Origin of the sequence: Kurthia huakuii LAM0618, from assembly GCF_000505545.1 — a bacterium.
In the GTDB taxonomy this organism is placed as follows: Bacteria; Bacillota; Bacilli; order Bacillales_A; family Planococcaceae; genus Kurthia; species Kurthia huakuii.
Genome location: NZ_AYTB01000007.1, coordinates 150,082 through 163,448 on the forward strand (window position 1 = coordinate 150,082; position 13,367 = coordinate 163,448).

At 40.2% G+C, this 13,367-nt stretch carries 13 protein-coding genes; 11 read left to right on the forward strand and 2 right to left on the reverse strand.

Annotation, left to right across the window (positions count from 1 at the left end):
• Positions 1-172: 172 nt before the first annotated feature.
• The 7 genes from V514_RS0102545 to V514_RS0102575 all read left to right on the forward strand — a co-directional run bounded on the left by V514_RS0102545 (position 173) and on the right by V514_RS0102575 (position 8,850).
• A complete protein-coding gene (locus V514_RS0102545; protein ID WP_010286615.1) occupies positions 173-454 on the forward strand; it encodes a YlaN family protein in 282 nt (93 codons plus the stop codon).
• Between the two features lie 62 nt (positions 455-516).
• Positions 517-1,692 carry a putative lipid II flippase FtsW gene (ftsW, locus tag V514_RS0102550; RefSeq protein WP_029498127.1) on the forward strand — a complete coding sequence of 392 codons (1,176 nt, stop codon included), beginning with the start codon at positions 517-519 and terminating at the stop codon, positions 1,690-1,692.
• A gap of 13 nt (positions 1,693-1,705) precedes the next feature.
• Positions 1,706-5,143, forward strand: coding sequence for a pyruvate carboxylase (gene pyc, locus V514_RS0102555; protein WP_029498128.1), 3,438 nt, complete (start codon positions 1,706-1,708; stop codon positions 5,141-5,143).
• Between the two features lie 131 nt (positions 5,144-5,274).
• Complete coding sequence (locus tag V514_RS0102560) at positions 5,275-5,736, forward strand: DUF420 domain-containing protein (protein ID WP_029498129.1); 462 nt, start codon at positions 5,275-5,277, stop codon at positions 5,734-5,736.
• A gap of 69 nt (positions 5,737-5,805) precedes the next feature.
• Positions 5,806-6,873, forward strand: a complete 1,068-nt coding sequence (locus V514_RS0102565; RefSeq protein WP_235073052.1) for a CAP domain-containing protein — start codon at positions 5,806-5,808, stop codon at positions 6,871-6,873.
• A gap of 36 nt (positions 6,874-6,909) precedes the next feature.
• Positions 6,910-7,359, forward strand: a complete 450-nt coding sequence (locus tag V514_RS0102570) for a YlbF family regulator (protein ID WP_029498131.1) — start codon at positions 6,910-6,912, stop codon at positions 7,357-7,359.
• A gap of 126 nt (positions 7,360-7,485) precedes the next feature.
• Positions 7,486-8,850: a diguanylate cyclase domain-containing protein gene (locus V514_RS0102575; protein WP_029498132.1), complete on the forward strand. Its 1,365-nt coding sequence runs from the start codon at positions 7,486-7,488 to the stop codon at positions 8,848-8,850.
• 50 nt (positions 8,851-8,900) lie between these two features.
• On the opposite strand, the gene V514_RS0102580 is transcribed toward V514_RS0102575, so the two are convergent.
• The gene (locus V514_RS0102580; RefSeq protein ID WP_029498133.1) at positions 8,901-9,806 is read right to left on the reverse strand and encodes a glycerophosphodiester phosphodiesterase; all 906 of its coding nucleotides are present in this window, start codon (positions 9,804-9,806) and stop codon (positions 8,901-8,903) included.
• 134 nt (positions 9,807-9,940) lie between these two features.
• Here V514_RS0102580 and V514_RS0102585 point away from each other — a divergent pair, with 134 nt between their 5' ends.
• A complete protein-coding gene (locus V514_RS0102585; protein WP_029498134.1) occupies positions 9,941-10,213 on the forward strand; it encodes a YlbG family protein in 273 nt (90 codons plus the stop codon).
• Between the two features lie 191 nt (positions 10,214-10,404).
• On the opposite strand, the gene V514_RS0102590 is transcribed toward V514_RS0102585, so the two are convergent.
• A complete protein-coding gene (locus tag V514_RS0102590) occupies positions 10,405-10,794 on the reverse strand; it encodes a DUF7147 family protein (protein ID WP_029498135.1) in 390 nt (129 codons plus the stop codon).
• Between the two features lie 54 nt (positions 10,795-10,848).
• On the opposite strand from V514_RS0102590, the gene V514_RS0102595 reads away from it, so the two are divergent.
• The 3 genes from V514_RS0102595 to coaD are packed head-to-tail and all read left to right on the forward strand — an operon-like array spanning position 10,849 to position 13,348.
• Complete coding sequence (locus V514_RS0102595; RefSeq protein ID WP_029498137.1) at positions 10,849-12,279, forward strand: hypothetical protein; 1,431 nt, start codon at positions 10,849-10,851, stop codon at positions 12,277-12,279.
• Positions 12,280-12,294: 15 nt separating this feature from the next.
• On the forward strand, positions 12,295-12,858 hold the full coding sequence (rsmD, locus tag V514_RS0102600) for a 16S rRNA (guanine(966)-N(2))-methyltransferase RsmD (protein ID WP_029498138.1): 564 nt from the start codon (positions 12,295-12,297) through the stop codon (positions 12,856-12,858).
• Position 12,859: 1 nt separating this feature from the next.
• A complete protein-coding gene (coaD, locus tag V514_RS0102605; RefSeq protein ID WP_029498139.1) occupies positions 12,860-13,348 on the forward strand; it encodes a pantetheine-phosphate adenylyltransferase in 489 nt (162 codons plus the stop codon).
• The last annotated feature ends 19 nt before the right edge of the window (positions 13,349-13,367 follow it).

A 13,367-nucleotide genomic window follows, 5' to 3' on the forward strand; every position in this document is an offset into this window, starting at 1 on the left:
TTGCCTCCTTGACATAACGTTCCACCTAACAGTATAACCTTTTTTCTATTTGTTGAGGAAAGATTTTGATTGAATCATAAATTTGCTAAGTAGATGCTTGCATTTTTCCATTGTAAAAGCTAAAATCTATATGATAGAACGATAAGAAATATCAGGTAATGGGGGCGTCCTCATGGATACAAAATCTCAAAGTTCGTATCAGGAGAAGGCATTAGAACTCCTAATTGCCGATGCGGATAAAATTGCACAACTTATTCGAGTACAAATGGAAAACTTAACGATGCCACAGTGTCCATTGTACGAGGAAGTTTTAGATACTCAAATGTTCGGCTTATCTCGAGAAATCGATTTTGCTGTTAAATTGGGTCTTTTAGAGCGCGAGAAAGGCCGAGAAATTTTGGACTCATTAGAGAAAGAATTATCGGCATTACACGACGCGTTCACGAAGAAATAACACAAAAACTCAAACATCTTGTTTGAGTTTTTTTGCTTAATAGGTTAGTGAGGGTTGGAAAGATGAAAAAAAACGTAAAAAATATTTTTAAAAATTTCGATTATCCATTATTTGTTACATATATTTTGCTATGTTTGTTTGGACTTGTTATGATTTATAGTGCGAGCATGGTTTGGGCAGTAGAAAAGCTCGGTCAAGCACCAAATTACTTCTTTGTACGACAATTAATAAATTTAACGCTCGCATTCATCGCGTTTTTCGTTGTAACGGCGATTCCTTATCGCAATTATAGAAAGAAACGATGGTATACAATCATTTTATTCGTCACATTTGCATTACTGTTACTTGTAAAATTGATTGGTTATGCACCAGGGAACTCCAATGCTAAAAGTTGGATTGACTTAGGTTTTATGAACTTACAACCGTCCGAAGTAGCGAAGCTGGCCTTTATTATTTATTTTGCGGCGATTTTAAAGCGCAAAGAAGAGCAACAGCTATTAACGAGCTTTAAACAAGGGTACTTACCGCCGTTTATCGTGCTCGGAGCTGCTGTGTTGCTTATTTTAAAGGAGCCTGATTTCGGGAATGCAATGATGGTCCTTTGTATCACGTTGTCGGTTGTCTTGACGAGTGGGATTCGACCGAAAACGTTTTTCCGTATTGCAGCACCAGTGTTTGCACTTGGCGCTGTTGGAATGATAATTGTTTTGAAGTTTTCTGATTTATTTTTAAGTGAGAAGCGTGTAGGGCGTATTTCGGCGTTTTTAAATCCATTTGAAGATGAACAACATTATGGCTATCAAATCGTCAATGGCTATTATGCGATTGGTGCAGGTGGGTTACAAGGTGTCGGATTAGGGAATTCTGTTCAAAAGCTTGGGTATTTGCCAGAGCCTCAAACGGATTTTATCGTGCCGATTATTGCTGAAGAACTTGGGATTATGGGTATCATTATCGTTCTAGGGGGATTATTCTTTTTAGTTGCCCGTATTTTATTAATTGGTATTCGTTCAACAGATAGTATGGCTCGTATGATTTGCACAGGTGTGGCAACATGGATTGGCCTACAAACATTCGTCAATATCGGCGGACTTTCTGGTTTAATCCCGTTAACAGGGGTACCGATTCCTTTCATTAGTTATGGGGGGACATCGATTCTCTTATTATCAATAGCATTAGGTGTTGTCGCCAATATTTCAAAAGATGTAAAGTCCAAGCATTTAAAACGACAAGCTTAGGGGGAATTTGTTTATGACAATAAACAAAATTTTAGTAGCGAACCGCGGCGAGATTGCTATTCGCGTGTTCCGTGCATGTACAGAAATGAAACTACACACTGTTGCGATTTATTCACGTGAGGATAGCGGCTCATATCACCGTTATAAAGCAGATGAAGCTTATCTCGTGGGGGATGGGAAGAAGCCAATTGATGCTTATTTAGATATAGAAGATATTTTGCGTATTGCAAAAGAGTCAGGTGCGGATGCTATCCACCCTGGCTACGGTTTTTTATCAGAAAATTTAGAATTTGCAAAGCGTTGTGAGGAAGAGGGCATTATTTTCATCGGCCCGAAACCGCAGCACTTAGATATGTTCGGCGATAAAGTAAAGGCGCGTGAACAAGCGATTTTAGCAAATATTCCAGTCATTCCAGGAACGGATGGACCAGTCGATTCACTTGAAGAAGTGAAGGCGTTTGGGGAAACGCATGGCTATCCATTAATGATCAAGGCAGCACTTGGCGGCGGTGGTCGAGGAATGCGTGTTGTACATAATGAGGAGGAAGTGCAGTCAGCGTATGAACGTGCAAAGTCAGAAGCTAAAGCTGCATTCGGTTCTGATGAAGTGTACGTCGAAAAATTCGTCGATAAGCCAAAGCATATTGAGGTGCAAATTTTAGCGGATACACAAGGCAATCTCGTGCATTTATATGAGCGTGATTGTTCGATTCAACGCCGTCATCAAAAGGTTGTGGAAATCGCACCGTCAAATGCGCTATCTGATGAGCTACGCGGTCGTATTTGTGATGCGGCTGTGAAGTTAATGAAAAATGTGAATTATGTCAATGCAGGTACGGTGGAATTTTTAGTAGCGGATGATGCGTTTTATTTCATCGAAGTAAACCCTCGTGTTCAAGTAGAGCATACGATTACTGAAATGGTGACAGGCATCGATATTGTCCATGCGCAAATTAATATTGCCGCAGGACATACATTGCATGATGAGGTCATGAAAATTCCAGCACAAGAAAAGATTCCATTAGATGGCTTTGCGATTCAATCGCGTATTACGACCGAGGATCCGGCGAATGATTTTATGCCAGATACGGGGCGTTTAAGCGTATATCGCTCTAGCGGTGGTTTTGGTGTTCGTTTGGATGCTGGGAATGGCTTCCAAGGTGCCGTCATTTCGCCACACTACGATTCATTACTCGTGAAGTTATGTACGTGGGGCAATACGTTTGAAGAATCATCGCAAAAAATGGACCGTAACTTGCAGGAATTTCGTATTCGCGGTGTGAAAACGAATATTCCATTCCTTGAAAATGTTGTGCGCCACAAAGATTTTATTAGTGGTGATTTCAATACGAGCTTTATTGATTCAAACCCAGAATTATTAAACTTCCGCGTGCCACGTGACCGCGGTACGAAATTATTAAGTTATATTGGCAATGTGACAGTCAATGGCTTCCCGGGCATTGAGTCGCGTACAAAGCCGATTTATCCAAAACCGCATAAACCGGATTTAAAGTTGTATCAATCGATTCCAGCGGGGACAAAGCAAATCTTAGATGAGCGTGGTCCAGATGGTTTAGCGAAATGGATTACAGAACAAGATGATGTGTTGTTAACCGATACAACGATGCGTGATGCACACCAATCGTTACTAGCAACGCGTGTGCGTTCACATGATATGTATGAAATTGCTGACGCGACGGCGAAGATTATGGGCGGCGACTTCTTCTCACTTGAAATGTGGGGGGGTGCGACATTTGACGTAGCCTATCGTTTTTTAAAAGAAGACCCGTGGCAACGTTTACGCTTTTTACGTCAGTTAATTCCAAATACGTTATTCCAAATGCTGCTGCGCGGTGCCAATGCAGTTGGTTATACGAATTATCCAGATAGCGTCATTAAAGAATTTGTCCGCGAAGCTGCAAATGAGGGCATTGATGTGTTCCGCATTTTTGATAGCTTAAACTGGTTACCAGGTATGCAAGTAGCGATTGATGCAGCGCGTGATGCAGGGAAAGTAGCCGAAGCAACATTGTGCTATGCCGGCGATATTTTGGACGACAGTCGTTCGAAATATACGCTTGCTTACTACAAGAAAATGGCGAAGGAATTAGAAAATGCCGGCGCCAATATTATCGCTATTAAAGATATGGCAGGGCTCCTCAAACCAAATGCAGCATACGCACTTGTTAGTGAATTAAAAGAGGCAACAGATTTACCAATTCATTTGCATACGCATGATACGAGTGGTAATGGCATTTATTTATACGCCAAAGCAATCGAAGCGGGTGTTGATATTATTGATACGGCAGTTGGCTCTATGTCAGGTTTAACATCGCAACCGAGTGCGAATAGCTTGTATTACGCATTAAAGGGTAGCGAGCGTAATCTTCGTATGAATATTGATGGTGTTGAAAAAATTTCATACTACTGGGAAGATATTCGTAAGTACTATAAAGATTTTGAGAGTGGCATGAATAGCCCACATTCAGAAGTTTATGTACACGAAATGCCGGGTGGCCAATATTCAAATCTTCAGCAACAAGCAAAAGGCGTTGGCCTTGGCGATCGCTGGGAAGAAGTAAAAGCGATGTATTCACGTGTGAATATGCTGTTTGGCGATATTATTAAAGTAACACCATCATCAAAAGTCGTTGGTGACATGGCATTGTTCATGGTACAAAACGACTTAGATGAACAAAGTGTTATTACGCGCGGTGAAACATTAAGCTTCCCAGATTCCGTTATTGAATTTTTCGCAGGGTATTTAGGTCAACCTTATGGTGGCTTTCCGAAAGAACTTCAAAAAGTTGTGTTAAAAGACCGCGAAGCGATTACGGTGCGCCCAGGAGAATTGCTTGAAGATATCGACATTGAAGCTCGTTGTGAGGAGTTATGTACGAAATACGACCGTTTGATGACGATACAAGATGCACTTGCGCATGTGTTGTACCCAAAAGTGTTTGAAGAGTACATGACGACATTTGATTTATTCGAAAATGTTTCGGTACTCGACACGCCAACGTTTTTACATGGCCTGCGTCTAGGCGAAGAAATTGAAGTGGTAATTGAAAAAGGGAAAACGTTAATTATTAAGTTAGTAGCGATTGGGGAGCCGCAGCACAATGGGACACGCGTCGTTTATTTTGAGCTAAATGGTCAGCCGCGTGAAATTACGGTACAAGATTTAACGGTCGAAGTATCGGGCGATGCGAAGCGTAAAACGGACCCAACGGATGCGAATCAAATCGGAGCGACGATGCCGGGAACGGTATTAAAAGTCGTCGTATCAAAAGGCAGCCCTGTAAAACGCGGCGAGCATTTATTAATTACCGAAGCCATGAAAATGGAAACGACTGTGCAAGCGCCAAAAGATGGCACGATTAAAGAAATTTATGTCGTCGCTGGCGATGCCATTTCAACGGGTGATTTGCTCATCGAAATGGCAGACTAATCATAGCAGAACAAGCGGGTGTGGCCAATGAGCCATGCTCGTTTTTTTGTTCACGATTTATCCATGCCATTTTCTAGGCAGTCTTGCTATAATGGGAAGGAATGAATCGAACGTATAAGGAGTTTTAACGTATGAATTTACCGTTTTTACCGACGATTAGTACTTTCTTTATCGTGCTCAGTGCCGTATTGATTGCAATTGGCTGGATTTTAATTAAACAACGTAAAATCGAAGCACATAAAAAAGTCATGATCGCAGGTGCTATTGCAGCATTAACCTTCTTTATTATTTACGCATCGCGTACAGTTTTCGTCGGGAATACCGCATTTGGCGGCCCCGATGAACTGAAAAAATATTATACAACATTCCTTGTATTCCATATTATTTTAGCAACATCTGGTGGGGTATTTGGTCTTGTTACCTTATGGCTTGGCTTTAAGGAAAACTATAAAAAACACCGTAAGATTGGCCCCGTGACAAGTATCATTTGGTTCTTTACAGCAATTACCGGTGTCATTGTTTACTTGTTATTGTACGTATTTTACGAAGGCGGCGTTACAACGTCTGTGTTCAAAGCGATTATTAATCCGTAGTGAAAAAACCAAAGCGTATCAAGCGTTTTGGTTTTTTTTCATCTTGGGCTATAATGAAGAGTATTATAGATGATGGAGAGAAACGATTTGAAAGCATTGTATAAAATTTTATTTGTATTTGCGATTTTACTCGTCGTATTTTTTTATACGAATACATCCGTAAAAGAAAATGAATTATTGAAATCACCAAGTAAAACATATCCTGAACAGACGGTGCCACAGACGAGCTCCGATGTGATGCCACGTCCGAAGACAGGTTTTTCAACATACGTTGGCAAAAAAGCGAGCGAGCTTGAGAAAAAGTTAGGAAAACCGGATCGTATTGGACCATCTGCGTATGGGTTTAAATGGTGGGTTTATAACCAACAACCGGACGAATATTTATTAGTTGGTGTAGAAAAAGGTAAGGTCGTGCAAGTGTATATAACGGGGGAACAGGCGGATGCTGCACCGTTTAATATGGGGCAAACGATTGAAGATTTATATCGTAATACGATTACCGATACCGAAGTGCACGTTAAAATTGCAGATAGCACGTATACGTTTATGTTGAGCGAAGCGGATTTATATACGCGTCTACTTGTCATGTATGATGGCGTATATGCGCAGCTATTTTTTGATGGTATCGAAGGGGAACTTGAGGCAGTGCGCTATTTAGATGGCGAAACGCTCGTCAAGACACAACCATATGATATGACGTATGTTGGCGATATGATTGAGCCAAAAACGCCGTCATCATTCGTACAGCAAAAAATCAACGATGAAAATGCGTTGCAACTAGCCGAGTTAACGAATATGTTTAGAACGCATCATGATTTGCCGGCGTTCGTATTTAATGAGCAGGCGAACGGTCTTGCGGCAAGCCAAAGCCATGCCTTTGCGCGCGGTAATGCTGAAGAAGGTAGCGGCTTAAAGCAAAATTTAAAAAATGAGGGCATTCCCTTTGAGAGTGCTGCTGAAAATGCAGCCGAAGATTATGTAGATGCACCAGAAGCGATTCATAGTTTTATTAATTCTGACAAACACCGTACGACGATGCTTGATGAAGTATTTACGGCGCTTGGTACGGGTGCCTATGCGAAAAACTATGTGCAAATTTTTATTGAATCAAGCGAACCTGCGAGCGATTCCGAATAAAATTTGCTATGATAATGATGTTGGGGGGGAATGCGTATGATGATGACATCTGAATGGGCGATGATTCTCGATGACGTCGATGAATTAAGCGAGATGTTGCACCAGTCAGCAACCTATAAAGCATTGCAAGATGCGCATCAGCATGTCTATAGCGATGCGGTACTCGTCGCGCAAATTGATGCATTCAATCGCATGAAAGAGCAATACGAAGAAGTGCAACGCTTTGGAAAATATCATCCGGATTATAAAACGGTGATGAAAGATATTCGCCAGATGAAGCGGACATTAGATTTAGATGACCGCATCGGGGCACTTCGCTTTGCTGAAAATAACTATCAAGATTTAGTTGATGAAGTGACGCTTATTATCGCTAAGACGGTTTCTGAATCGGTAAAGGTGCCGGTTAGCAATCCATTCTTCGCAAGTGATACAGGATGCTCTACAGGTGGTTGTAGCAGTGGTGGTAGCTGTTCATGTAGCGCTTAAATGATGAAACGAACAAGGCAGCAACTTGCTTTGTTCGTTTCTTTTTAATGGCAGGGATTTATTGCCACTAATCTATTATTTTGATAAAATAAAAAAGAAATAACGATAAAAATTAGGTGGAGAATTATGGACAAAGAGGAATTTAACGAACTCGTACTCACGTTGGACGCACTAATTGCTGAAGCTAAATATATTGAATATTTAGAACTGTGTGAGCCGGTCATCGATCTTGGGCTAGAGCTTCATGCGTATGAAGAAATTATGTTAATTATGCGCCAAATATCGGAATGTTATTATCAACTAGGTCACGTTGAGATTGCCATCGAAAAATTGGTCCCACTGAAAAAAATGATTGAAGAATATGGCTCAGAAGAAGATTATATTTATTTTTTAATTTTGTCATACATTTATTGGGATGAAACAGGTGATAGAGCATATGCGGGTGCATTTCTTTATCAGGCATTGCCGTTAGCTAGACAAGGGAAATACGATGTAATGCTGCGCAAAGTGCTTAATAATTTGACGGCTTTAAATATTACGACCGGACATTTTGATGAAGCAGAAGCGTATGCACTTGAAACGCATGAATTGTTAAAAGAAGAAGTTGATATGGCTACAAAATTATCACCAACAGATTATATGCCACCTATTATTAATTATGCGATCATTTTAGAACATCAAAATCGCTTAGAAGAATGTGAACGTGTCATTCAGCGCGGCTTTGAAATGTTGCCGCAAACACGCATTCTTTCGAAATTGAATTTATTGTTTACGTTAAGTAAAGTCCGTAAAAAGCAACTGCGATTAGATGAACAATATGCGATTTTAATCGAAGCGCGTGATATAGCGCTGCAACAGCATTTTACAACAAACAGCATCGAAATTTTAAAAGAGTTATTAAGCATTTACCGCACAGCGAACGATGTCGAACAAATTATCGCGACACAAGCGATCTATATTGATGTGCTAGAAAAATCACAGCAGCGTGAATTTAAAATGCATTTAATGCAAAATGATCGTTTAAGCAGTTTATCAACTGAACATCGCATGTCGACGGATCCATTGACGAAAGTTTATAATCGCAAGTATTTTGAGCGTTCGTATTATAGTCATTTAAAAGGGCAACAGCATTTATTCTTTTATATGGATATCGTCGATTTTAAACACTATAATGAAGCACACGGTCAGCTTGCGAGCGATGATGTGCTAAAATCATTAGCGACAGATGTCAATGCATTTTTCACGACGCATGGCGGCTTGTTTGCGCGTTATCAAAATGCTGCTTTTTGTGGCATTGTATCATGTGATGGTCACGAAAATCTGCAAATGATTGATGAGTTACAGCAAATTTTGATGCAATTATCGGTGCGCGTTGTCGTTAGTATTATGTGCTTTAAAAAACGTGATAGCTTAATATTGTCGAATTTAATCGAGCAAGCAAAACAACATATGATGGATGTTGCTCAGATGGAAGTCGTACATCATTCATAAAATAGAAAAAGGAGTCAGTGCCACTTGTGCGCTGACTCCTTTTAAGTTTGTTAACGTTCGTTAATAATTTGCATGGCGATGTCAGGGCGATCGGTAACGATGCCACGTGCACCGCGATTTATTAATTCTTTCATTTCAAATGGATCATCAATTGTCCAATAGTGTGCGGGAATGTTTAGTTGATCAAGGAAATGAATAAAACCTTTTGTATCAAGTGCGATGACGCTACTATAGTTGCGAGGGATTTGGAATACATCAACTTTTGGGTTGTATAGATGTTTGAATTGGCTCGTAAATGCCGTATATGCTTTTGTGACTTCATTTTTACCAGCACCAAGCGCGACGCTATTTTGCGCGTACAAATTGAAACGGTCGATTTGTTCATCGTGGAAGCTCGTAATGACAACGCGTTCGGTTGCATCACATTCTTCAAGCAAGCGCCATAATTTTGACGGCATAAGCCCACCTTCATACGTATCCGGTGCGTCTTTCATGTCAATGTTAATGAACATCGATGGGAATGCAGTAAACAATTCTTTTAATGTCACGATATGTTCAGGTGTTTCGCGATAGGCAAATTGACCTTCTAAATCAACAAATTGATAGCCGAAGTTGAGTTCTTGCAATTGCGCAAGGGTCATGTCTGCGATGCGACCACTACCTTCACTTGTACGGTCTACATATTCATCGTGGAAAACAACGATTTCTTCATCTTTTGTTAAGCGAATATCGATTTCAAAACCATCTACGCCAAGCTCTGCTGCATTTTTAAACGCCGCCATCGTTTGCTCGGGTGCTAAATGCGAACCACCGCGATGTGCTAACACAATTGGTCGATCGTATTCGAGCGCTATTTTACTCTCGCGGCGCTGGGGTGTAGCGATTGCTTTTGTACCTGCCCAAGCAGCAGCGCTTGCAGCGGCGATTGCTACGGCGATTTTTGCTTTTTTTCCCATAAATAAATCATCCTCCAAGTTTGCAGACTTCTTTTGTTCATTATACTCGAAACATAGGACTCCTGTCAGCCTTCGTAGGTTGCGGAAAAAATTCGCGCTATGGTATGCTTTGAATTAGAAATGAGGGGATTTTCGTGAGAGAGAGACAAGGACTAATCGTATATGTACACCATTTAAAACAAGCGAAATCTTTACGCCGCTATGGTCATGTGCATTACATATCGCGCCGACAAAAATATGTTGTGATGTATTGTGATATGGACAACATCGATGCTATGACGAATAAATTAACGCGTCTACCATTCGTCAAAAAAGTATTACCATCTTTCCGTCCATTTGTAAAAACTGAGTATGAAAATGCCAAACCAGATAAAGCAAAAGAATATGATTATAAAGCTGGGCTATAAACTATCGTAAAAATGATAAAAAAAGAATGATATGCGCCGATAATAAAACAAATGGGCTTTTTAGTCTATAAAACTAAGTGAACAGCATAATTCTTTTCTCCTTCTTTTTAAGGTGAGGTCCGGGATATAAATAAAACCGCGCCTCAGCGCGGTTTTATTTATTATGCGAATAGTCTTAGTTTAAAAAGTTGTTAACCTAGGTTCGGAATGTAATGGTACAGACGTAGTAACCCGATTAAATATTGATAGTAAAGCGTTGTTTCTACATAAGCAGAAGAGTGTTTTACTTCTAGTGTAATCAATGTTTTATTAGCAGCTTCGATGGACTCTTTAAAAAGGTCATAGCGCTGCGATGTTTTTTCAGCATGGTAAGGCATTCCTTCGCGGCATATGTAGATTGGCATAAATTTGCTATCACCAATCGGCTTCATTGCTACAGCAAATGAAGCGACTTGTTTGCCATCTTTTTCGGAAACGAAGACGAAGGTATTATGAATGCGATGTTGATTTGTTCGCATTAGCTCTAATATTTCATACAAATCGCCATAACCTTGTCCTAATTCAATAAAGCGTTCGATCATTATAAATACACATCCTTTCCTATAAATATTATCATGATGCAGGGGGATTAGCACATGAAAAAAGTAGCCATTATTTTATTTGCATTGTTAGTGTTTGTAAATGGAATTATGTTGACATTTCAATACCACGTCTACTCGGATAAAGTAGATGATGTGGCGCAATCATTCGATTATAGTCAGACGATTGATGTGACGTATCGCGGCAATAAATTAATCATCAAGCACACCTTTATGAATTTGCCAGAGTCGCCGGTGTCCATTTCATGGCCCAAGCATCATAATACCGGCAAAAAGTGCGTGAAAAATGCGGCGGGAGATGCTGTTGATTGCGCGCGTTTAGATAAGACGATGACGCAATTTAAAAAGGGCACAGCGACGACGCAGCAACTACAATATACGATTCCGTTAGACAAAGGTATGACGTCTGGAAAGCTATTGACCGATATTTTTGCAACATTAAAACATGGTGTTGTAACGCAAACACAGCTTCATATTATTGATGAACAGCGTATCGGCGGTCAATGGTTTACAGGCTTGCCACACGTCGCAACAAAACAACTCGATTTAATTAATTATTCATATTTCAGCGGTGACGGGGCAGCGTATGAGCTGTACTGGCAAAGAACACCGATGAAAAAAGCGTTTACGAGTGATGAGGTGACGATTTATGGTCGTGGCATCGTCAATGAAAAAATGCAAAAAGCACTCAGCAATACGGCGATGAACAACTCGAATCATATCGATATTATTCAAACAAATCGCCTCCAAAATGGCTATCGTATTTTATTTGTGAAAGATATTCACGATAAGCGTTTAGCGGAGCGGATTGCCGTCAATCAAGTGAAGCAAAATTATACATTCACCGGCACGTCTTGGTTGCCAGCGGTTGTGGCGTCGTTTTTAACGGGCGATAAATACGGTGACCAGAAAACGAAAGAAATGGTTACAACACTTGATGATTATATGACCGATGCCCAGCAGCAAGCCTGGAAAACAGGGCTTGAAAACTTAGAAGGACAAAAAATTTCAACGGCGAAACTCGATCGATTACTAGGCAAAACATTGGATTCTGCGACAAGCTATTTCACGATGAATGCCAAAACTAAAAATGTAGCACCGTTGCTTTTTGAAGATAGTCGAACCATTTACGTGAATGAAATCGAACAAAAAGAGATGCAAGTTATTTTAAAAGATGGTCGCGTATTATATGCTACGGAGTCATTATTTGATACACTAGGATATACGGCGAAAGAAGGTAGCAATGGCTATTATGTTAGCAATCAAACACAACGCTATCGCTTCCCGATGACGTCTGCATTTTATGTTTATAATAACAAGCGCTACGATATTGCCTCGCAACCATTTGAGGTTATTAGTGGCAATTATTATATCGAAGAAACGTGGTTATTACGCTTATTTGGTGCTGATATCCAAAAGGCCGATAAACGTATTGATATTACGATTTCCGATGACGCGCTGAAATAATGAGGGATCAAATTTATGAGAGTAATCGCAGGGGAACGTAAAGGAATGCCGCTAAAAGCAGTCAATGGCAATACGACGCGCCCAACAACAGATAAAGTAAAAGAGTCGCTATTTAATATTTTAGGGCCGTTTTTTAATGGCGGTGTCGTGCTCGATTTATTCGCTGGTAGTGGTGGATTAGGCATCGAAGCATTAAGCCGTGGTATGGACCAAGCCATCTTTATTGAAAAGGATGGCAAGGCGTACCAAAACTTAAAAGAAAATATTGAAAAATGTCGCTATGAAGACGTGACAGAAGCGTACCGCAACGACGCAACACGCGCTTTAAAACTTCTAATTAAGCGCGAAGTTCAAGCAAATTTAATTTTTTTAGACCCACCTTACGCAAAGCATAGCTATTACAAAATGATCGATGATATTATTGCAAACCAAATTGTGGCAAAAGATGGTATTATAGTGTGTGAACACGATAATCAACTCGATTTGCCACAGAAAATGGCTACGTTTACGAAATATCGTGAAGAAAAATACGGTAGTACGATTATTTCGTTTTATCGCTTAGAGGAAGAAGGGGAATAGTTTGGAGAAAGTTGCGGTTGTGCCTGGAAGTTTTGATCCGGTAACAAATGGTCACTTAGACATCATTAAACGAGCAGCAGAAGTGTTTGATACAGTTTATGTTGCGGTGTTGAACAACTCATCAAAAAAACCACTATTTTCGGTGGAAGAACGCATTGCGTTAATTGGTGAAGTGACAAAGGAAATTCCAAATGTACGCATTGAACAATCGGCGGGGTTGCTTGTAGATTATGCACAAAGCAAAAATGCAAGTGCGATTGTTCGAGGGTTGCGTGCTGTATCTGATTTTGAGTATGAGATGCAAATTACATCAATGAACCGATTCTTAGATAAACATATCGAGACATTTTTCATTATGACAAAGAATGAATATTCGTTCTTAAGCTCAAGCATCGTCAAAGAAGTGGCACAATACGGTGGAAATATTCACGGGCTTGTACCACAAATTATTGAAGATGCACTTCATGAAAAATTCAACATAAAAAAATAATTACTAAAAAGGCTGTTGA